Source organism: Trueperaceae bacterium, from assembly GCA_023954415.1.
Taxonomy (GTDB): Bacteria; Deinococcota; Deinococci; order Deinococcales; family Trueperaceae; genus JAAYYF01.
The window spans coordinates 34,187-54,115 of record JAMLIB010000001.1; the positions used below are offsets into that span (position 1 = coordinate 34,187).

Sequence of the window (19,929 nt, forward strand, 5' to 3'; positions counted from 1 at the left end):
CTACCCATATCAGAGGGCCTCCAACGAGCCCGCGTAGATGCGCGTCTCGAGGTCGTCGTCCAAGCTCGACACGGGTCCGTCGAACACGAGCTTGCCCTTGTTGAAGGCCAACACCCGCTTGGCGTAGCGCTTGGCCAGGTCGAGCACGTGGATGTTGACGAGCACGGTCACGCCCTTGGTCTCGTTGTAGTCGCGCAAGATACCTAGGATCACGTCCGACAGGCGCGGGTCGAGGCTGGCCATGGGCTCGTCGGCGAGGATGAGCTGCGGCTCCTGGGCCATGGCGCGCGCTATCGCCACGCGCTGCTGCTGGCCGCCCGAGAGCTGGTCGACCCTGGCGTCCTCCTTGCCGCTCAGGCCCACCTCGCGGATGGCGGACATGGCGAGCTCCCTGTCGCCTTCCGTGTAGAGCGCGAGCAGGCCGCGCCACGTCGGGTGGTAGCCGAGGCGTCCGCTGAGGACGTTGTCCAGGACCGATAGCCTTTGGACGAGGTTGAACTGCTGGAATATGAACCCGACCGTGCGGCGGTAGTGCTGCAGTTGCCTGCCACGCAGCCGCGCGACGTCCTTGGAGCCCACCGTGATGGAGCCCTCGCTCGGGTCGACGAGCCGGTTCAGGCAGCGCAGGAAGGTCGACTTGCCGGCGCCGGACAGGCCGATGACCGCGATGAAGTCGCCGTCCGGCACGCTGACGTTCACGCCGGACAACGCCTGCGTGCCGTCGGGGAAGACCTTGCCGAGGTTCGAGACCTCGATCATGTGATGGGCTGGGTCAGTTGCGGCATGGGATCCGACGTGTGAGAGCGGTCATCGTGTGCGCGTGCCGGCCAGGGAGCGACGCGGGGTGGGCGCCACTGTCACAAGTGGCGCCCACCCCGCGTCCGCCGTCGGCTACTGGTCGAGCCCCAGGATGCGACGGGTGTCGCGCACCACGGCGTAGTCGGAGCTGTCCGCCGGGATCATGTAGTCGATGCGGTAGAGGTCGGTGAGCAGGTTGTTGTCGGGCGCCTTGATGGTGGCGATGGCCGCGGCGATCTGGTAGGTAAGGGCCGGGTGCTCCGAGGCGAACTGTTGCGAGACGCTGAACGTGTCGCCGGGGATGGGCCGCGTGTAGAAGATCGCGGTGATCTGGCTGGCCTGGTCGGCGTCGAGGAACTGCGTCCAGGCGCCGGAGATGTTCTGGTCGTCGTTCGCGAAGGTGGCCGCCGCGTCGACGGAGCCGTTGAGGACGGCCAGAACGGCGGCGTCGTGCCCGCCGGCGTAGACCTGGTTGCTGAAGAAGTCGTCCGGGTTGATGCCGGCCGTGATCAGTTCGGCGCGCGGGAACGTGTAGCCGGCGGCCGAGTTCGGGTCGATCCAGGCGATGGACTTGCCTTCGAGGTCGCCGATGTTCTCGATGCCGCTGTCCTTGCGCACGACTATGGCGGACCAGTAGTACGGGTTGCCTGAGCGCACGGACTTGAGGAGGACCATGGCGCCGACTTCCTGGTTCGCCACCACGAAGCCGTCGGGTGGGAAGAAGGCGAAGTCGAGGTTGCCGGAGCCCATGGCCTCGATCAGGCCGCGGTAGTCCGTGGGGATGAAGACCTGCACTTCGACGGCGCCGCCCAACTGGGACTCGAGGTAGTTGGCGATGCCCTCGGAGGCGGCGGTCAGCAGGTCGGAGTTCTGGGTCGGGTTGAAACCGATCCTCACCGTTATAGGGGCCTGAGCGATCGCGACGGAGAACAGCGTGGTGATCGCCGCGGCAAGGAACACGAGCTTGACGAGGGCCTGTTTCATTGAACGCCTCCCAGGTTCAACGACTTGCGTTGCGCTTATGGATGCTTTTCGCAGGGAGACTGTAGCACGGGGGCAGTCGGCGGCTGCCGTGACGGCCATGCCGCGTCGGGCGCGCGGCCAACGGACATGCTTCACTCGCTCCCGCGCGGTCAGAGCGGCTCCTTGTCCCCTCCGAGGCCCGCCTCCCGCGCCTTCGCGGCCGCCTCCTGCCGAGTGCTGACCCCGAGCTTGCCGATGACGTTGGACACGTGGTTCCTCACGGTCTTGGTCGTCACCCGCAGCTCCCTGGCCAGCGCGGGGTTGCGCAGGCCGCGTGCCAGGAGCGCCAGCACTTCGCGCTCGCGTGGCGTCAGGTCGAACGGTAGGGCGCCGCTCGCCGCGCCGGCCGCGAAGTAGCGGCTGAACCGTTCCACGATGTCGTGGTCGAACAGAGCCTCGCCGTTCGCCGCCGCCATGATCGCCCGCTCCAGCTCGGCCTTCGAGGCGCCCTTCAGGACGTAGCCCTTGGCGCCCGCGCGCATGGCGTGGAAGACGAGCTCGTCGTCCGCGAACATCGTCACCATCACGACGGCCGTTCCCGGGAGCTCCGCCACCAGGTGGGCGATGGCCTCCGGCCCCGACAGCCGGGGCATGCGCGCGTCCATGAGGACTACGCGAGGAGACAGCCGCTTGGCCAGCTCGACGGCTTGAGCGCCGTCGTGCGCCGTCCCGACGACCTCGCAGCCGGGCATGGCGGCGACGAGCAGGGAGAGGCCTTCGAGGAACAGCTCGTGGTCGTCTGCCACCAGGACGGTGACGGGAACGGTCGCGTCGGGTCCGGCCACGGGCATGCCGAGCCCCGCCCGGGTGGTACCCGGCTCCCTCACGGTAGGCGGCGCTCGAGCGGCTGAGGGTGCTGCCCACGCCTCGCGCGTGTCGCCGGTAGCAGCGGCAGCGTCACCGAGAGACACGACCCGCCGGCCGGCGAGGGAAGCAAGTGGGCCGTGCCGCCGAGCAGTCGTGCCGTGCGGCGCAGCGAGGCGAGGCCGAGGCCGCGCCGACCGGCGCGGACGCCGTGCGAGGCGCCGGCGGGGCCGATACCGTCGTCGCGTACTTGGAAGCAAATGGAGGTGGGGCCGAAGCGCAGCGTCACCGAGCAGCGACTGGCTTCGGCGTGGCGCGCCACGTTGGCGATCCCTTCGAGCGCCGCGCGGTAGAGCAGCTCGGCGAGCGCGGCCGAGGGCTCGCACGGTGTGCCTACGATGCGGAGCCCTACGCGCAGGCCGGGCCGTTCGGCACCGTGGCAGGCCTCGGAGATGGCTGCGACCAGCCCCATGCCGAGCGGCGCGGGCGGCTCGTCGTGCACGATGCGGCGGAGCTCACGAACCAGTCGGCCGGCGTCGAGCCTCAGCGCGGCCACGTCGGCGGCGATGGGCAGCCCCTCCGCGGTCACCTCGAGGAGCTCGAGCCTCACCTCGAGGTTGGCCAGGCCGGGGCCGAGGCGGTCGTGCAGAGCGCAGCGCAGGTCGTCCGGTTGTGGTTGGGTCGAAGCGGCGCTCGCGGCTACGTCGCGTGGCCGATCGGCATGGCACGGTTGGCGGGCCCGGTTCGGGCGGCTGAAGGGGGCGCGTTCTAACACCTGGGTCACCGCTCCTTAAGCGACGCCCAGGCTACGCCCGGAACATGAGAGCGAGGGTACGGATGAGGCTCCGTACCCTCGCGGCTGCGGAACGGGCTACGCGCTCAGTCGACGACGAACTCCTCGATCATCCCTTCCATGTAATGCGCCGTAGAAGGGTCGTGCATGTCCGGCACGAAGCAGACGGCCACCCAGGTGCCGGCGGAGAAGTCGAGGGGCAGGTAGACGGTGGCTCCTGGGGTAAGCGCCTCGATGCTCAGGTCCGTGCCGGTGTCGAACGGCGGCGGCGTGCTCTCGTCCGTGGCGCCGTTGAGGAACGCCTCGAGATCGGCGGTCGTCTTGCCGGGCAGGAGTTTGAAGAAGGCCGCGATGTGCGGCTGCGCGCCCGTGTTACTCACTTCCCAGAGGTTCTCGCCCGCCGCTATGGTAGCCGGGAAGTCGAAGGCGAAGTCCGAGAGGTGCACCACGTTGGCCACCTCGGGGGCCGTGCCCTGATCGCCGCCCTCCGTGACCATGAAGGAGGTGTACACCGGCTTGCTCGCGTCGTTCCCGTCAACGCTCGCCGATACGACGTACGTCCCTTCCTCTAGGTCGACGAACATGTCGGTCTCGTCACGCGCCTTCACGACGGTGCCGCCGAGGGCGTCGGCCTGCTCCATGAACGCCTGCATCGCCGCGACCGAGGCGTCCGTCTGGGCCTGGAGCGCCGCTTGCAGTGTGGCGTCGGTCTGCTCGAACGCCCCGAGCCCGACGCCATCGTGCAACCGGTACACGTTGAAAGTGACGGCCTCCGCGCTCTCGTTGACCAGCCCGACGGAATGGAAGCCCTCCCCGGCGTACACCTGAGGCCCCCGCAGGCTGCCGTCGGCGTACTCGGTGCGTACATCGGCTGCCGCGTGCGCGAGGCCGGAGGCCAGCGCGACGGTGAGGAATGGAAGCCACGCGAACCGCGCGGCCAGCGCGCGTGGCGCATGGTGATCTGTCTGACGGTCGTACATGATCAGTACCTCCGAACGCGCATACTCTGCGCCCGGGAGTCCCGGTGTCATGGGGCCGTGTCCCGGTCCTGGCCGGGACGCGTCCTAGCTCGCACCGGCGGCGAGGCCGCCGTACGGGTCGAAAGCCGCGTCGGCGGTGGGCTCGCACGCACTTCGCCGGTCTTATACTCGCCCATGCGCAAGGAACCGCGTCGCGTCGCCGCCCTGGCCGTCGCATTCAGCCTCACCCTCGCCCTTACGCTTCTCGTCGCTTGTGCCGGCCAGCCGCTCCCGCCTCCCGGCGGCGGCGTGCCAGAGCCCTTCGGCCGCGGCATCAACTTCGCCAACGCCCTCGAGGCGCCGAACGAAGGCGACTGGGGCGTCACGTTGCAAGAAGGCTACGCTGAGGCCGTCGGGAGCGCCGGTTTCCAGACGGTCAGGTTGCCGATCAAGTGGTCGGCGCACGCTTCCGCCGCCGCACCGTACACCGTCGATCCCGACTTCTTCGCCCGCGTTGACGAGGTCGTCGGCTGGATCGTCGAGCGCGGCATGAACGTCATCGTCGACTTTCACCATTACGACGAGCTGCACGAGGACCCGGGCGGCCACACGGAGCGGTGGCTCGCCATCTGGCGGCAGATCGCCGAGCATTACCGGGACGCCCCTGACGGCGTCCTCTTCGAGCTCCTCAACGAGCCGCACGACGCCTTGGACGACGCGACCTGGAACGCCCTCGTCTCCCAGGCGCTGGCCGTGGTGCGCGAGACCAACCCGACCCGCTGGGTCGTGGTCGGACCGACGGGCTTCAACGGCATCGGCAACCTGCCGGGTCTCGCGTGGCCGGACGACGACCGTCTCGTTCTCACCGTGCACTACTACGACCCGTTCTACTTCACGCACCAAGGTGCCGAGTGGGTCGAGCCCGCGCCGCCCGTCGGCACGACCTGGACCGGCTCGCGGCTGACGCCGAACCCGGCCTGGGCCGACTGGTCGTGGGACACGACGCGGGATTACGGCGACGAGCTCACGCTCACCTTCGACGCCGGTTGGGCGGGCTATTACCTGCAACCGTTCGGGGCTCTACTCGGCTACGACCGGCTCGCGTTCACGACGTCGCGCGCCGTGGAGCTCCTGGTCGCCTGCGGGCCGGAAGCCGACAACGCGACGGTGCCGGTGGACACCGAGGCCGGCGTCGAGACGGTCGTAGACCTGGCGGAGTGTGGCGGCGCAGGAGGGGTGGAGCGGGTCATCCTCCAGAACCGCACGGCCGTGCCCCAGACGCCCTTCGTCCTGCAAGGCCTCGAGCTCAGGGCGGACGGGCAGCGCCTGCCGCTTCTCGTCACCGAGACCGAGGCGGTGGAGGCGGCTTTCGACTTCGTGAGGGAGTGGGCGGAAGCGCACGGCGCCCCACCCGTTCTCGTCGGCGAGTTCGGAGCGTACGGCAAGGCCGACACGGCCTCGCGCGTCCGGTGGACCCGCGCCGTTCGCCAGGCGGCCGAGGCGCGCGGTCTCAACTGGGCGTACTGGGAGTTCGCGGACGGCTTCGGGGCGTACGACCCGGTGGCCGGCGCGTGGCGCACCGGGCTGCTCGGGGCGCTCGTCGGGGACTGACGCCGCTTCGACAACTTTGGAGGCTGCCCTTGCGCAAGGTCGTCGTCAACAACTTCGCGACCCTGGACGGTTACTACGAGGCGCTCGACAAGAGCATCGAGCCGTTCTTCGAGTACTTCCACCCCGACTACCGGGGTGACGGGGCGTTCGACCACTACAACGTCGAGCGCCTCGGCGCGGCCGACACCCTGTTGCTGAGCGGCAGGACCTCGTTCCTGGGCAACTACGCGTACTGGACGGGCGTCGAGGCGGACCCGGCCGCCACGCCCGTGAGGCGAGAGTTCGCCAGGCTCATCCGGGAAGTGGAGAAGGTGGCCGTCTCGGACAAGCTGGCCGGCGGCGACCTCGCCGCCTGGCGAGGCACGACCACCGTCGTGCCCGTCGCGGACGCCGTCGCTCACGTCGCGGCGCTCAAGACCGGTGAGGGACGCGACATCCTCGTCCTGATGGGGCGGTTGCTCTGGAACCACCTGCTGGCCGAGGCTCTCGTCGACGAGCTGCACATCACCTACTTCCCCCTGGTGGCGGGCGGCGGCGTGCCCCTGTTCGAGCGCCGGCCCGAAGTGCCCTTCAAGCTCTTGGACGTGAGGACGTACCCGGGTTCCGGGATAGTGACCCACCGCTACGAAGTCGGTTGACCGGTCTTCGGCGCGCGGCGACGCCGCCGCCGCCCGGGGCGACCGTCGGGTAGAGGGTCCGGTCGCCCTGGCGACGGCTCGGCCGGCGCTCAGCTGGGCGGAAGCGAGTCCTGGTGTGCCGGCGCCTGCGGCTTGCCCCATATGAGCGAGGCCACGACGCTGAGCGCGAGGATGCCGACGACCACCGCGAGCGACACGAGGCTCGGTATGTGCAAGACGTCGAGGAGCAACATCTTGGCGCCTATGTAGACGAGGATGATCGCCAGGCCGGTCTTCAGGTAGACGAAGCGGTGGACGACGTGCGCGAGGAGGAAGTACATGGAGCGCAGGCCGAGCACCGCCATGATGCTGGCCGTGAACACGATGAAGCCGTCGGTGGTCACCGCGAAGATGGCCGGGATGGAGTCGACGGCGAAGAGCAGGTCGGTGAACTCGATGACCACCAGCACGAGGAGCAGCGGCGTCGCCATGCGCACGCCGTTCCTGATCGTGAAGAACTTCTGGCCGTCGTACTCGGCGCTCACCGGCATGAGGCGCTTGACCAGGCGCAGGGCGGGGTTCTTCTCGAGGTCCGATTCGCCGTCGCCCTTCTGGAAGAGCATCCGCGCGCCGGTGAAGAGGAGGAAGGCGCCGAAGATGTAGAGCACCCAACTGAACGCCTGGATGAGCGTGGCGCCGACCACGATCATGATGCCCCGCAGCAGGAGCGCGCCGACGATGCCCCACAGAAGGACGCGCTGCTGGTACTTGAAGGGCGTCTTGAAGTACGAGAACACGAGCACGAACACGAAGATGTTGTCGACGGACAACGACCACTCGAGCACGTACCCCGTCACGTACTGGATGGCCTTCTCGGGGCCGAGCCAGAAGTTGAAGGCCAGTCCGAGGAGGAGCGACAGGCTCACCCAGACGCCGGTCCAGAGCGCGGCCTCCTGGGGCTTGACGACGTGCGCCTTGCGCTGGAAGACGCCGAGATCGATGGCAAGCATCGCGAAGACGAAGCCGATGAAGGCGAACCAGGCCCATAGCGGTTCGGTCATGATGACCTCCCGTTAGGGTCTCGCCTGAACGCGCGCCACCGGACGACCTTTGGTCGCCGTGTTGACGATGGCGGGCTCCCGCGGGGTGCGGGCGGCTACTCCCCCTCAACGGCCAACGAGTGTAACCCGTGGACAGGGGGGAGCGAGCGAGCGGACCGACACGTGGCCCATGCGGCACGTCCGGCCACCGGATGCGGCAGGTTGTAACCTGGGAGCAAGTCGAGCGGAGGCAGGCCATGGCTACCGAGAAGCAGGTGCGGCTCACGTTGGAGGAGCTGCGGGCCGACGTCATAGGCGAGGGGGCGTGTTTCGCGACGCCCTTCGGGGCACGGCGCCTCACCTACGCCGACCATATCGCCTCGGGCCGCCCGCTCGCGTCCATCGAGGAGGCGTTGGCGCGCGCCGTGCTCCCTCTATACGCCAACACCCACACCGAGGACAGCGCCACGGGCGCCCATACGACGGAGCTGACTGAGTCGGCGCGCGCCTACCTCAAGCGCCGGCTCGGCGGCGGTGAGCGCCACAAGCTCATCTTCGCCGGCACCGGCGCCACCGGCGCGCTCAAGCGGCTGCAGGAAGTGCTCGGCGTCAGCGTGGCTCCGCACTTGCGCGACAAGGTCGTCGGCATGCTCGAGCCGCACGACCGCTGGGTCGTCTTCGTCGGGCCTTACGAGCATCACTCGAACGACGTCTCGTGGCGCGAATCGTTGGCCGAGCGGGTGCCGATCCCGTTGGCGCGCGATGGCACGCTCGACCTCGCCGCGTTGCGGCGCGCGCTCAGCGATCCACGCTACCTGAACCGGCCGCGCCTAGGGTCGTTCTCGGCGGCCAGCAACGTGACCGGTCTCCTGACCGACGTAAGGGCGGTGGCCAAGCTGCTTCACGAGCACGGCGCCCTCGCCGCCTTCGATTTCGCCGCCAGCGCGCCATACGTGCAAATCGACGTGGGCGAGTCGGCTCCCGGCGCGAACGATGGCCTGGACGCCGTGGTGCTGAGCCCCCACAAGCTCCTCGGCGGCCCGGGCTCCACGGGGCTGCTCCTCATCCACGAGTCGCTGTACTCGCTCAGTTGCCCGACGACGGCCGGCGGCGGCACGGTCACCTTCGTCAACCGCGATCAGCAGCGCTACGTCGCCGACGTGGAGACGAGGGAGGACGCCGGCACGCCCGGCATCCTGCAGAAGCTCCGCGCCGCCATGGCCTTCCGCGTGAAAGAGCGCGTCGGTGAGGACCTGATCGCCGAGCGCGAGGAGGCTTACATCCGCCGGGCCATCGCGCGGCTCGTCGGCAACCCCAAGGTCGAGATCCTGGGGAACCTGGAGGCGCCGCGCCTGGCCGTGGTGTCGTTCCTCCTGAAGCCCGCCGGACGCTACCTCCACCCGCGTTTCGTCGTCAGGCTCCTCTCGGACCTCTTCGGCATCCAGGGGCGGGCCGGCTGTTCCTGCGCCGGCCCTTACGGACACGACCTCCTCGGGATCGACGAGACGGTCTCGAACAGGTACCTGGGACAGATCGAGGCCGGCTACGACGGCCTGAAGCCTGGGTGGTGCCGGTTGAGCTTCCACTTCATGATCGACGAGGCGGAGTTCGATTTCCTCCTGTCGGCCGTCGAGTTCCTGGCCGAGGAGGGTGACGCGTTCCTACCCCTCTACGACTTCGACTGGCGTAGCGGCGCGTGGCGGCATGCGTCCAGGGCGGGCGACGGGTATGCGGAAGGGGCGTTCGAGCCGGAGTCCTGGGCGCCCGTCGCGACCTCCCCGCGCAGACGCCCCGAGGACTACGCTGCTTACCTCGCCGAAGCGCGGCGTTTGGCGGCCCAACTGCGCATCGCCCCGCCCGTCGCCCCGGACCGCGCCACTGCGGCCGACACCGCGTTAGCGCGGTTCCAGTACTGACCGGGCCGGGGTTCCGGCGTCCCGGAAGCTAGCGTCCGGCCAGGGCAGCGGTCTCGCGCCGCAGGTTGACGCTCAGCCAGACCACCTGTGCCAGCGTGGCGACCACGAACGCGAACATCGCGACGGGCAGGGCCGGGAAGCGTTGGACAACGATGCCGGCTACGAGCAGGGCCGCGCTGACACCGAGGAAGACGACGGTAGCCGAGCCGATGACGGCCGTGCGCTTGGCATGCACGGCCACGCCTTGTAGGAGGTTGCGGAAGGCGTCGAGGGACGGCCAGAGGAGCGCCCAGGTGAACCCGACGGTCGCGAGGGCGGCCAGGGACGGGCTGAGGCCCGAGACCGTCCCGAACCAAAAGCGGGAGAGGGGCGTGAACGCGACCGCCAGCATGATCAGCAGGAGAGAGCCTCCCAGTAGCCACGTGAAGCGCCGCAGCGTGCGGTAGGCACCGGGACGGTCTAGGAGCGCGACGACCACCTCGTTGAGGGCGAACGCCACCGACCGCAGCATGAACAGTAGGCCGTTCGCGATCGGCCAGACCGCGAGCGACGCGAGCGCCTCCGGCATCCTCGCCAGCGCCGCGCTGCCTAGCGGCTGCACGAGGAGCGACAGGAGGCTCGTGAGGAGCAGGGGGAGGAAGAAGGCCAGGAAGGCGCCGACGGTCAAGGGAGGCGTGACGGTCACGGCCTGGTCGAGCTGCTTGCGCACTACGGGTAGGGCGGCGAGACCGCTGTAAAGCGCCTCCACCGTCACGCCGCAGATGACAGCCAACGTCGCGGTCACCACGCCGGGGGCGCCGAGCGCGAAGCCGAGGAAGGCCGCCGCGCCGACGACGGTAACGAGGCGCAGCGCCGTGCCGATGGTGACGTGGTGAGAACGCCCGAACCGGATCAACAGACCCTGATGGAACCGCCGATAGGCGATCGCCCACGTCCAGGGGAGCATCAGCTTCAGGCCCAGCCTGGCCGGCTCGACGACGCTCGCGGGTGGCCCGAGTAGCGGGACGATGACGAGGTCGAAGAGGGGCGTGAACGCCAGCAAGGCGTGCAGCGCCGTCAGCCCCACGCCGAGCGCCATCATGAAACGGTAGATGAGTCGGTGGGAGGCCCGGTCTCTGGCCAGGGCCACACTGGCGGCCAGCAGCATCATCACGGGCGCCTCGATGATGAGCGAGACGGGGAGGACCACGCCGCCGTAAGCCGCGAGGTGCAGCTCCGGGTCGGTGAGGCGCGTCACGGTGGCGCTGACCGCCGGCAGTTCCATGGCCATCACCAACCAGCTCGCCGCGAGCGGGAGCCACGTCCTGAAGACGTCTCCCAAGCGGACGGGCTGGCCGGCTTCTGTCACTGGCGAGAACTGTACATCCGCCGTGGGGTCGCGGGTGGCTTGCGCCACCGGGAGTTACGTCGCGCTGCCCGTCCGGCCTTCGAGGAGGCGCTGGAGTCGGCCTACCTCAGCGTGAACACGCAAGCGGCCGAACCGTCGGTGATGCAGGCCAGCTGATCGACCTCGTCGCCCAGCAATCGCCTCAGTAGGACATGGTCGTACCGGCACACTGCCTGGCTAGAGTGGGCGAGTCGGTGGAACACGCAGTTGGCGGCCAGCAGTCGACCGCCCTCGTCGACGGAGGCCTCGTAACCGAGCTCGTGAAGGATGGCCGCGACCTCGGCGATCCGCTCACCACCCTGCTTGCCGGCCAGCCGTGGCTCCAGCTCGTTCGCGACCTCGTCCGCCATCTTCACCAGCATCTGATCGAGCCCGCTCTCGCCGAACAGCTCGCGCACGTTGCGCAGCATGTCGTCAGCGAGCTTCGCATAACTCCGGGGGAAGAGCTCGAGCGCGGCCTCGGTCAACGTGAACGCCCGACCTGGCCGACCCCCGGTCGTGCGGTGTCCGAGGACGCGGAGGAGACCGTCCCGTTCGAGCGAGGTGACATGTTGCTGCACGGCGTTGCGGGATACCGACAAGGCTTCCGCCAACTCCTCGACGGTCTGACCGCGATCGCGGTGGCGCAGTACCTGGCCGAGGAGGCGCCACCGTGCCTCGGAGAGGTGGCGGTTCGTCGGGATCCTGCGAGTGTCGGTCTGGTTCATCGTCCTGGTGGGCCGTAGCGAGACGAGCTACGCCTGCGCCTTCCGGGGCATCATGGCATGTGCGCTTGTCCTCATGTCGGCGCGGTGTACGTACGCGGCGCCGCTCATGAGCCTCTGGTAGCCTCGGGCCATGACGCGAACCAGCGCTACTACAACTGAGAGGCGTACGACGGGCCGGCGAACGGGGCGCTCGTACCTCACCGCGTTAGCCTTCGTCGCGCTCGCGCTGGCGGTGGCGGCGTGCGCTCCAGCGACCTCCAGCTCGAGCTTCACGCCGATAGTCGTGGCCGGCTCCTCGATCAGGGTCGAGCAGGGCCAGACCTACTACCTACGCTTCGATCACTCTTTGGCCCAGTTCGACCTGGCGCCGAAGGACCTCGAGGTCAGCCTGTGGGTGCCGTCCGGCTACAACGCGTCGCGCGGCGACGCCGCCAGCATGTTCGGTCTCCTCGACGCGCGCGTGGCGGACGGCTGGCAGGTGACGCTCAGTAACGTGATGGTGGAGCAGCGCAACTCGACGAGCGCGTCGTTCAACACCACTACGACCGACTACTCGTTATGGTCCGTGGTGAAGGTCGTGGTGCCGCAGGACATCATCCCGGGCCCCTACCGCTTGCGCGCCACGTTGCAGGCGCGCGGCGGCAAGAGCGTGCCGCTCGCCGCCACGCTGGACGTGCAGCCGAAGTAGCAGTCAACGGCTATAGGTCGACGCCCTCACGCGCCACGCCGCTGAGGCACCACATGCCGGCGCGTTCGCCGAAGCGCGCCCTCGCCACGGCCACGATGTAGGTCACCGTGCCGGCCCCCGCGTCCACCGCAAGCGTCGCCCTCGCGCTATCGCCGACCTGTCTGACCTCCGTGAGCCTGGCGGCGTTGCCGTGCGCGAGGGGGGCGAAGCGCTCGTTGGTGAACGCGCGCACGAAATGCGTCTCGCTGCCGAGCGCTCCGCGCATCCGGTCGGAAGCGTGCGCGTAGAAGTGCGCGGCCGCCTTCTCCCCGCCGCCCACTGCCGCCGCCAGCCCGCTGAGCAGCGCCATGGCCTCGCCGGCCACCCCGCCGTCTCCGTCTGCGCCGGTGCCGTCCGGCTCGCCGGCTGCCGCCCCCGCGACATAGCGGTCGCTCAAGCCCGCCCGAGCCCCATGGCCACGTACTTGACGCTCAGGTACTCGTGGATGCCCCATGGCCCGCCCTCACGCCCGATGCCGGACTGCTTCACCCCTCCGAACGGCGCGTACGGTGCGGACGGCACGCCGTCGTTGACGCCGACGATGCCGTACTCCAGGGCCTCCGAGACGCGGAAGGCGCGCCCGAGGTCGCGCGTGTACAAGTAGGCGGCCAGGCCGAAGGGCGTGTCGTTGGCGAGCCTCACGGCCTCGTCCTCAGTCTCGAACGCCGCGATGGGCGCCACCGGCCCGAACGTCTCCTCGCGCATGAGCAGCGCGTCGCGCCGTACACCCGCCAGCACCGTGGGAGCGTGGTAGAGCCCGTCGAGTCGCTTCCCGCCTGTCACGATCCGCGCACCGCCGCCGACCGCCTCGGCGACGTGGCGCTCGACCTTCGCGACCGCCTGGGCGTCGACGAGCGGACCGACGTCGGTCGCTGCGTCCAAGGGGTCGCCGACCACGAGACGCGCGGCCGCGGCCGCGTACCGCTCGGTGAACTCCTCGACTACCGAGGAGTGGACGTAGATCCGGTTGGCGCACACGCAGGTCTGCCCGGCGTTGCGGAACTTGCTGGCCATCACCTGCGCGACGGCGTCGTCGAGGTCGGCGTCCGCGAAGACGAGGAACGGGGCGTGGCCGCCGAGCTCGAGCGAGATGCGCTTCACCGTGGCGGCCGCCTGGGCGTAGAGGATGCGTCCGACCTCGGTCGAGCCGGTGAACGTCAGCTTGCGGATGCGCGGGTCCTCTATGAGCACGGTGGAGAGGGGCGCCGGATCGGACGTGGGCAGCACCTGGAGCGTACCGGCGGGCCCGCCGGCCGCCAGCCACAGGTCGGCGAGGAGGAGCGCGGAGACGGGCGACTGCTCCGCCGGCTTGAGCACGAACGTGCAGCCGGCGGCGAGCGCGGGTGCCGCCTTGCGCGTGACCATGGCCAGCGGGAAGTTCCACGGGGTGATGGCGAAGGCCGGGCCGACGGGCTGCGGGACGGCGAGCAGCCGCTTGCTCGGGTCCTGGGCGGGGAAGAGGTCGCCGTAGACGCGCTTGGCCTCCTCCGCGTACCACCTGACGAAGCCGGCGGCGTACTTGACCTCCCCGCGGGACTCCTTCAGGGGCTTGCCCATCTCGCGCGTCATGGTCGTCGCGAGCGCCTCGGTGTTCTCGATGATCAGGTCATGCCAGCGGGTGAGCACGTCCGAGCGTTCGAACGCGCTCGTGGCCCGCCATTTCTCGAAGGCCCCCCACGCCACGTCGGCGGCCCGGCGGGCCGTCTGCGCGTCGCAGTCGGCGACGTTGGCGAGCACCTTGCCCGAGGCCGGCTCGACGACCTCGAAGGTCCTCGTTGCGGCCTGCCATTCGTCGGTGAGGTACTTGGCGGTGACGTCGGCGAGCGTCTTCATGCTGCCGGTTCACGATCGGGGTTGAGTCGGCGCGGTTCCATGGTCCGAGTGTAGCGCCGCGGCCAGTCCCGGGTCGCGGCGATCTGGGCGCCGGCCGTGCCCGCCTGGGCTGGTCTTCCGGCCGGTCTTCCGGCCGGGCGTCCAGCCGGGCGTCCAGCCGCCGGACCCGCCAAGCGCCCGGCGCTTACGCCTCGTCTTCCAGGCGCCAGAGGTCTTCGGGCCGCTCCCGCCGGCGCACGAGGCGCGCCTCGCCCGCGCGCACGGCGACCTCGGCGGGGCGCAGGCTCCCGGCGTAGTTCGACGCCATGGCGAAGCCGTAGGCGCCCGCGGTCCCTACGGCCAGGAGGTCGCCCGCCGCGGCTGCGGGGAGCTCGACGTCCTGGCCTAGGCGGTCGGCGTTCTCGCATAGGGGCCCGTCGACGTCCGTCGGCAGACCGCTCTGGACGCCCCCGCGGCCGCCCTCCTCGACGCTGCTGCCCTCGCTCCCGCGGGAGCCTCCCCCGGCCTCGACGAGGTGGACCGGATGGCGGGCGCCGTAGAGCGCCGGTCGCAGGAGGTCGGCCATGCCGGCGTCGGCGATGACGTGCCGCCTCGCGCCCTCCTTGACGTGCAGCACGCGGGTGAGGAGCGTGCCCGCCTCGGCGATCACGAAGCGGCCCGGCTCGAGCAGCACGCGTTTGCCGGAGCGCTCGACGAACCGCTCGTAAGCCGCCGCGAAGCCCACGAGGGGCGCGTGCGGCACGGCGAGCCCGCCCCCGAAGTCCACGAGGTCGGCATCCGGGAAGTCCGCGTAGAGCGGCTCGAGGGCGGCGACCACCAGGTCGGCCACCGTCTCGTCGTCGAGCATCGAGCCGGCGTGGACGTGGAAGCCGGCCAAGCGACCGGTCGCTGCCACCTCGCCGGCTACCGCGAGGGCGGCCGCGGCCGGCTCGCCGAACTTGGAGGTGGCGGCGGCCGTGGCTAGGTGCTCGTGCGTATGGGGGTCGAAGCCGGGGTTGACGCGCACGAGGAAACGCGTGTCGGGCGCGTCCGCCTCGCGCCAGACCCGCCAGACTCCGACCGAGTCGAGGCTGACGAGTCCGACGCCGGCCTCCGCAGCCCTCCGCGCGAGCGCGGGGGTATGCCCGGGGCCGCCGAGGACGATGCGCGCCGGAGCGAAGCCCGCGCGCAGCGCGCGCTCCAGCTCGCCCTCGGTGAGGGCCTCGGCGCCGACTCCCAGGGAGACGAGGTGCCGAAGCAGCGCGCCGTTGGCGTTGGCCTTCACGGCGTACCTTATGTCCGCGAAGGGGAACGCGGCTGCGAGGCGCGCGACCTGCTCGGTCACGACGTCCAGGTCGTAGACGTAGGTGGGGGTGCCGAAGCGTCCTGCAATGAGGCTCAACAAGGCGTCCGTCATCGGTTGCGCGAGCCTAGCACGGCGCCGCGGAGCCCGGACCGCGAGGCTCCGAGGCCGTCCGGTTATGCTACCGGCATGAACCGACAGCTGCGCAGAGCGCAGGCGAAGCTCGACGAGAAGGCCGCCAAGGAGAAGGACAGGAAGCGCCAGGAGCGCCGTGCGCGGCTCGCCGCGCTGAGGGCCCAGCGCGGCGCCAGGTCCACCAAGAGCGGGGCGAAGGCGGCCGCGAAGGCCGGCGGCGAAGCCGCGCCCGACCTGAAGACCGTGAACGTCAAGTCGCTAACTCCGGAGCAGCGCAAGCGCCTGCCGGGGCGCTTCTCCGGCGCGCTCATGATCGCCACCGTCTTCTTCATCGTCCTGCAAGCGGCCGTGCCCCCCACCGAGAGCACCGTCGGAACGAGCCTCACGGGCGCCGGCTTCTACCTCCTGTTCGGTTACTTCTCCGTGCTGTTCCAGCTCCGCCAAGGGCGCGGCAACGCCCTGACCTTCACGCTCATCACGGGTCTCGCCCTCACGCTCGGCATGCTCGCCACCAGGCTCTTCGGGCCGAACGCCGGCTTCGATCTCAACTTCCTCCTGCTCGTCGGTGTCGGAGCCGTCGGCGTCGTGGCCGGCGCCTACCTCGGGCGCCTCGTCTTCTACGCCGCGCCGCCCGCACCGCGCCGCTGACCGGTGCCGACTGAGACCGCCTGCCGCCCTACGGCGGTCATAGGCGCCATGACCGAGGAGGTCGCGCGGTTGCGCGCCGGCCTGGCGGACGCGGCGGCCGCTCGTTGCGGGCCGTTCGCTTGGGAGAGCGGGTCGCTCGAGGGCGTGCCCGTTCTGCTCGCCGAATGCGGCGTAGGCAAGGTCAACGCCGCCGCCCTCACGCAAGCGCTCCTGGCCGCCGGGGCTGCTCGCGTCGTGTTCACCGGGGTGGCCGGCGCGGTCGCCGACTCGCTGCGCATCGGCGACGTGGTCGTGAGCTCGGACGCCGTGCAGCACGACGTCGACGTCACCGGCCTCGGCTACGAGCCTGGCGAGGTGCCCGGGGTTGGGAAGGTATGGGGGGCCGACCCCGCGCTGCGCTCCGCGGCGCTGGCGGCGGCGCGCGCGCTGGCGGGCGTGCGGGTCGTCGAGGGCCGGGTAGCGTCCGGCGACGCCTTCGTCTCCGACCCCGCGCGCGTGCTGCAACTGCGGCAGACCTTCGGCGCCGCGTGCGCGGAGATGGAGGGGGCCGCCGTGGCACAGGTCTGCGCTCGGTGGGGCGTGCCGTTCGTGATAGTCAGGAGCATCTCCGACACGGCCGACCATTCGGCAGGCGTCGACTTCAGGGCCTTCACGCGCGTGGCCGCCGAGCGCGCCGAAAGCGTGGTGCGAGGGTTGTTGCGACGCCTGGCCGCCGGAGACCCGCCGTGCTGACGTAGTGGTGAAACGTTTAACCGGAACGCGGAAACCGAGCCCCCGATGGCGTAACATGGTCTGACTGCGGCGCCGACCGCTGGTCGGGCCGATGCGTGACGCGCGTGGGGCCGGTCTCGGGCGAGACCTGCTCGAGCGGCTGGAAGGCCGCCCCCAGGCGAGGGTGCGCACGAGAAGGTGATGAGAATGGCTGACGTCCTGGATCGACTACTAGACCTGGACCGCTCCCAGTTGGCGCCGGACGAGCTCACGCAGCTCAACGCCGTCGAACTGCGCGAGTGGTTGGAGTCGCTCGACTACGTTCTCGCCAGCGGCGGCGCCGGACGCGTCGTCGAGATCCTGGAGCGGCTCGAGGCGCACGCGGAGAAGTACGGCATCCGCCTGCCCTTCGAGTCCGACACGTCCTACGTCAACACCATCAGCGTCGAGGAGCAGCCGGAGTACCCGGGCGATCTCGCGCTGGAACGCAAGATCACGAACCTCATCCGCTGGAACGCGATGGCCATGGTCGTGCAGGCGAACAAGCACTCGCCCGGCATCGGCGGGCACATCGCCACCTACGCGTCGGCCGCCATCCTCTACGAGGTCGGCTTCAACCACTTCTTCCGCGGTCCGAAGCTGGGGCCGGACTCCGACTTCGTCTACTTCCAGGGTCACGCGAGCCCGGGCATCTACGCCCGCTCCTACCTGGAGCATCGCTTCGACGACGCCCAGATGCACAACTTCCGCCGTGAGCTGCAGGCAGGCCCGGGCCTCTCGTCCTACCCGCACCCCTGGCTCATGCCGGACTACTGGAGCTACCCCACTGTCTCCATGGGCCTCGGCCCCATAACGTCCATCTACCAGGCGCGGTTCAGGCGCTACCTGGAGGACCGCGGCCTGTACCCGAAGGGCACGGGCAAGGTGTGGGCGTTCATCGGCGACGGCGAGACCGACGAGCCGGAGACGCTCGGCGCCATCCGCGTCGCGTCCCGCAGCAAGCTCGACAACCTGATCTGGGTGCTGAACGCCAACCTCCAGCGCCTCGACGGGCCCGTGTTCGGCAACGGCCAGATCATCCAGGAGCTCGAGGGCATCTTCCGCGGCTCGGGCTGGAACGTCATCAAGGTGGCGTGGGGCAGCGCCTGGGACGACCTGCTCAAGCGCGACACGCAAGGCATCGTCGTGAAGCGCTTCGAGGAGCTCGTCGACGGGGAGTCGCAGCGCTACGCGGCTTTCGGCGGCCAGGAGTTGAAGGAGCGGTTCTTCAACACGCCGGAGCTCAAGGAGCTCGTCAGCGACTGGACCGACGCGGACTTCGCCAAGCTCAACCGCGGCGGTCACGACCCGGTCAAGGTGTACGCGGCCTTCGACCGCGCGGTCAAGCACAAGGGCCAGCCGACGGTCATCATCGCCCGCACGGTCAAGGGCTACGGCCTCGGCACGGCCGGTGAGGCGCAGAACATCACGCACCAGCAGAAGAAGCTCGACGAGAACGAGATGCGCGCGTTCCGCGACCGCTTCAACCTGCCCATCACCGACGACCAGATCGCCAACGAGCCGTTCCACCGCCCGGCGGAGGACAGCCCCGAGCACCAGTACCTCGTCGAGCATCGCGAGAAGCTAGGCGGCTTCCTGCCCGCCAGGAGCGTGCAGTCCGAGCCGCTGGCCCCCCCGCCCGCCGAAGCCTTCGAGGAGTTCATGGCCTCGAGCGGCGATCACACCGTCTCGACGACCATGGTGATCGTGAACATCATGCGCAAGCTCCTGCGCGACCCGAACTGGAGCAAGCTCGTCGTGCCGATCATCCCCGACGAGGCGCGCACCTTCGGCATGGAGGCGTTCTTCAGGCAGATCGGCATCTACTCGCCCGTCGGGCAGCTGTACGAGCCCGTCGACAGCGCGCACCTCATGTACTACAAGGAGTCGCGCGACGGTCAGATCCTCGAGGAAGGCATCACCGAGGCCGGCGGCATGGCCTCGTTCATAGCGGCCGGCACCGCCTACGCGAACTACGGTGTCAACACGGTGCCCTTCTACCTCTACTACTCGATGTTCGGCTACCAGCGCGTTGGCGATCTCATCTGGCTTGCCGGCGACAGCCACGCGAGGGGCTTCCTCGTCGGCGCCACCGCCGGTCGCACGACGCTCGCGGGCGAGGGCCTGCAGCACCAGGACGGCCACTCCCACGTCCTCACCTACCCCGTCCCTAACCTCCTCTCGTACGACCCGGCGTTCGGGCACGAGCTCGCCATCATCGTCCGCGACGGCTTGCGCCGCATGTACCAGGAGCAGGAGAAGGTCTTCTACTACGTCACGGTCGGCAACGAGAACTACCTGCAGCCGGGCGCGCCCGCCCACCTCTCGCGCGAGGCCCTCGAGGAGGGCGTCCTCAAGGGCATGTACCTCTTCCGCCCCGCCAGCCGGAAGCGCAGCAAGCTGCACGCCCAGCTCTTCGGCAGCGGCAGCATCATGACCTGCGTGCTCGAGGCCCAGGAGATCCTGGAACGCGACTACGGCGTCGCGACCAACGTCTGGAGCGTCACCTCCTACAAGGAGCTCCACCGCGACGCCCTGCAGGTCGAGCGCTACAACCGCCTCAACCCGGACCAGGAGCAGCACAAGCCGTACGTCACGGAGCTGCTCGAGGGGGCGAAGGGCGTGCTCGTGGCCGCCTCGGACTACATGAAGATCCTCCCCGACTCGCTTGCCGCCTACCTACCCCGCCCGATGCTCTCCCTCGGCACGGACGGTTACGGTAGGAGCGAGGCGCGCAGCGAGCTCCGCGACTTCTTCGAGGTCGACGCCCGCCACATCGTCTACGCCACGCTGACCGCCCTGCACCGCGACGGGCTCGTCGACACCGCCGCGCTCGTCGCGGCCCGCGACGCCCTCGAGATCGAGCCGGCCAAGGCCGACCCCTACGTCGACTGAAGCA

Annotated in this window: 18 protein-coding genes; 7 read left to right on the forward strand and 11 right to left on the reverse strand. The window is 69.8% G+C overall.

All coding sequences use genetic code 11. The features are described 5' to 3' along the window. Positions 1-9: 9 nt before the first annotated feature. The 5 genes from phnC to M9914_00205 form a co-directional block, all read right to left on the reverse strand. A complete protein-coding gene (gene phnC, locus M9914_00185; protein ID MCO5172588.1) occupies positions 10-759 on the reverse strand; it encodes a phosphonate ABC transporter ATP-binding protein in 750 nt (249 codons plus the stop codon). Between the two features lie 132 nt (positions 760-891). After that, positions 892-1,782 (reverse strand): phosphate/phosphite/phosphonate ABC transporter substrate-binding protein, encoded by an 891-nt coding sequence (locus tag M9914_00190; protein ID MCO5172589.1) that lies wholly within the window; start codon positions 1,780-1,782, stop codon positions 892-894. A gap of 149 nt (positions 1,783-1,931) precedes the next feature. Next, positions 1,932-2,648 carry a response regulator transcription factor gene (locus tag M9914_00195; GenBank protein ID MCO5172590.1) on the reverse strand — a complete coding sequence of 239 codons (717 nt, stop codon included), beginning with the start codon at positions 2,646-2,648 and terminating at the stop codon, positions 1,932-1,934. Continuing rightward, positions 2,645-3,400, reverse strand: a complete 756-nt coding sequence (locus M9914_00200; protein ID MCO5172591.1) for an ATP-binding protein — start codon at positions 3,398-3,400, stop codon at positions 2,645-2,647. Before M9914_00200 ends, M9914_00195 begins: the two co-directional genes overlap by 4 nt. A 104-nt stretch (positions 3,401-3,504) precedes the next feature. Further along, complete coding sequence (locus M9914_00205; protein MCO5172592.1) at positions 3,505-4,398, reverse strand: hypothetical protein; 894 nt, start codon at positions 4,396-4,398, stop codon at positions 3,505-3,507. Positions 4,399-4,572: 174 nt separating this feature from the next. Between M9914_00205 and M9914_00210 the strand changes: the two genes are divergently transcribed. Continuing rightward, the gene (locus M9914_00210; GenBank protein MCO5172593.1) at positions 4,573-5,988 is read left to right on the forward strand and encodes a glycoside hydrolase family 5 protein; all 1,416 of its coding nucleotides are present in this window, start codon (positions 4,573-4,575) and stop codon (positions 5,986-5,988) included. Between the two features lie 29 nt (positions 5,989-6,017). Next, positions 6,018-6,626, forward strand: a complete 609-nt coding sequence (locus M9914_00215; protein ID MCO5172594.1) for a dihydrofolate reductase family protein — start codon at positions 6,018-6,020, stop codon at positions 6,624-6,626. A gap of 89 nt (positions 6,627-6,715) precedes the next feature. Here M9914_00215 and M9914_00220 read toward each other — a convergent pair whose 3' ends face one another. Next, positions 6,716-7,666 carry a TerC family protein gene (locus tag M9914_00220; protein ID MCO5172595.1) on the reverse strand — a complete coding sequence of 317 codons (951 nt, stop codon included), beginning with the start codon at positions 7,664-7,666 and terminating at the stop codon, positions 6,716-6,718. Between the two features lie 236 nt (positions 7,667-7,902). On the opposite strand from M9914_00220, the gene M9914_00225 reads away from it, so the two are divergent. Then, positions 7,903-9,561: an aminotransferase class V-fold PLP-dependent enzyme gene (locus M9914_00225; protein MCO5172596.1), complete on the forward strand. Its 1,659-nt coding sequence runs from the start codon at positions 7,903-7,905 to the stop codon at positions 9,559-9,561. A gap of 28 nt (positions 9,562-9,589) precedes the next feature. Here the strand turns inward: M9914_00225 and M9914_00230 are convergent, their stop codons facing one another. Next, complete coding sequence (locus tag M9914_00230; GenBank protein MCO5172597.1) at positions 9,590-10,909, reverse strand: hypothetical protein; 1,320 nt, start codon at positions 10,907-10,909, stop codon at positions 9,590-9,592. Between the two features lie 101 nt (positions 10,910-11,010). Beyond that, positions 11,011-11,655 (reverse strand): MarR family transcriptional regulator, encoded by a 645-nt coding sequence (locus M9914_00235; GenBank protein MCO5172598.1) that lies wholly within the window; start codon positions 11,653-11,655, stop codon positions 11,011-11,013. Between the two features lie 130 nt (positions 11,656-11,785). Between M9914_00235 and M9914_00240 the strand changes: the two genes are divergently transcribed. Continuing rightward, positions 11,786-12,343: a hypothetical protein gene (locus M9914_00240; GenBank protein MCO5172599.1), complete on the forward strand. Its 558-nt coding sequence runs from the start codon at positions 11,786-11,788 to the stop codon at positions 12,341-12,343. Positions 12,344-12,353: 10 nt separating this feature from the next. On the opposite strand, the gene M9914_00245 is transcribed toward M9914_00240, so the two are convergent. From M9914_00245 to lysA, 3 genes are all read right to left on the reverse strand, one after another. Continuing rightward, positions 12,354-12,779: a hypothetical protein gene (locus tag M9914_00245; GenBank protein ID MCO5172600.1), complete on the reverse strand. Its 426-nt coding sequence runs from the start codon at positions 12,777-12,779 to the stop codon at positions 12,354-12,356. Beyond that, entirely contained in the window at positions 12,776-14,215 is a 1,440-nt protein-coding gene (locus tag M9914_00250; GenBank protein ID MCO5172601.1) for an NAD-dependent succinate-semialdehyde dehydrogenase, read from the reverse strand. Before M9914_00250 ends, M9914_00245 begins: the two co-directional genes overlap by 4 nt. A gap of 184 nt (positions 14,216-14,399) precedes the next feature. Further along, positions 14,400-15,611 carry a diaminopimelate decarboxylase gene (lysA, locus tag M9914_00255; GenBank protein MCO5172602.1) on the reverse strand — a complete coding sequence of 404 codons (1,212 nt, stop codon included), beginning with the start codon at positions 15,609-15,611 and terminating at the stop codon, positions 14,400-14,402. A gap of 75 nt (positions 15,612-15,686) precedes the next feature. Between lysA and M9914_00260 the strand changes: the two genes are divergently transcribed. The 3 genes from M9914_00260 to aceE all read left to right on the forward strand — a co-directional run bounded on the left by M9914_00260 (position 15,687) and on the right by aceE (position 19,925). Further along, positions 15,687-16,280 carry a hypothetical protein gene (locus M9914_00260; GenBank protein MCO5172603.1) on the forward strand — a complete coding sequence of 198 codons (594 nt, stop codon included), beginning with the start codon at positions 15,687-15,689 and terminating at the stop codon, positions 16,278-16,280. 48 nt (positions 16,281-16,328) lie between these two features. Continuing rightward, the gene (locus tag M9914_00265) at positions 16,329-17,012 is read left to right on the forward strand and encodes a 5'-methylthioadenosine/adenosylhomocysteine nucleosidase (GenBank protein ID MCO5172604.1); all 684 of its coding nucleotides are present in this window, start codon (positions 16,329-16,331) and stop codon (positions 17,010-17,012) included. Between the two features lie 186 nt (positions 17,013-17,198). Next, on the forward strand, positions 17,199-19,925 hold the full coding sequence (gene aceE, locus M9914_00270; protein MCO5172605.1) for a pyruvate dehydrogenase (acetyl-transferring), homodimeric type: 2,727 nt from the start codon (positions 17,199-17,201) through the stop codon (positions 19,923-19,925). The last annotated feature ends 4 nt before the right edge of the window (positions 19,926-19,929 follow it).

Coding starts and splice junctions, on each gene's coding strand:
- M9914_00220 (MCO5172595.1), bottom strand. CDS start 7,666: ATGACCGAACCGCTATGGGCCTGGTTCGCCTTCATCGGCTTCGTCTTC.
- M9914_00210 (MCO5172593.1), top strand. CDS start 4,573: ATGCGCAAGGAACCGCGTCGCGTCGCCGCCCTGGCCGTCGCATTCAGC.
- M9914_00250 (MCO5172601.1), bottom strand. CDS start 14,215: ATGAAGACGCTCGCCGACGTCACCGCCAAGTACCTCACCGACGAATGG.
- M9914_00260 (MCO5172603.1), top strand. CDS start 15,687: ATGAACCGACAGCTGCGCAGAGCGCAGGCGAAGCTCGACGAGAAGGCC.
- M9914_00265 (MCO5172604.1), top strand. CDS start 16,329: ATGACCGAGGAGGTCGCGCGGTTGCGCGCCGGCCTGGCGGACGCGGCG.
- aceE (MCO5172605.1), top strand. CDS start 17,199: ATGGCTGACGTCCTGGATCGACTACTAGACCTGGACCGCTCCCAGTTG.
- M9914_00225 (MCO5172596.1), top strand. CDS start 7,903: ATGGCTACCGAGAAGCAGGTGCGGCTCACGTTGGAGGAGCTGCGGGCC.
- M9914_00240 (MCO5172599.1), top strand. CDS start 11,786: ATGACGCGAACCAGCGCTACTACAACTGAGAGGCGTACGACGGGCCGG.
- M9914_00235 (MCO5172598.1), bottom strand. CDS start 11,655: ATGAACCAGACCGACACTCGCAGGATCCCGACGAACCGCCACCTCTCC.
- phnC (MCO5172588.1), bottom strand. CDS start 759: ATGATCGAGGTCTCGAACCTCGGCAAGGTCTTCCCCGACGGCACGCAG.
- lysA (MCO5172602.1), bottom strand. CDS start 15,611: ATGACGGACGCCTTGTTGAGCCTCATTGCAGGACGCTTCGGCACCCCC.
- M9914_00190 (MCO5172589.1), bottom strand. CDS start 1,782: ATGAAACAGGCCCTCGTCAAGCTCGTGTTCCTTGCCGCGGCGATCACC.
- M9914_00205 (MCO5172592.1), bottom strand. CDS start 4,398: ATGTACGACCGTCAGACAGATCACCATGCGCCACGCGCGCTGGCCGCG.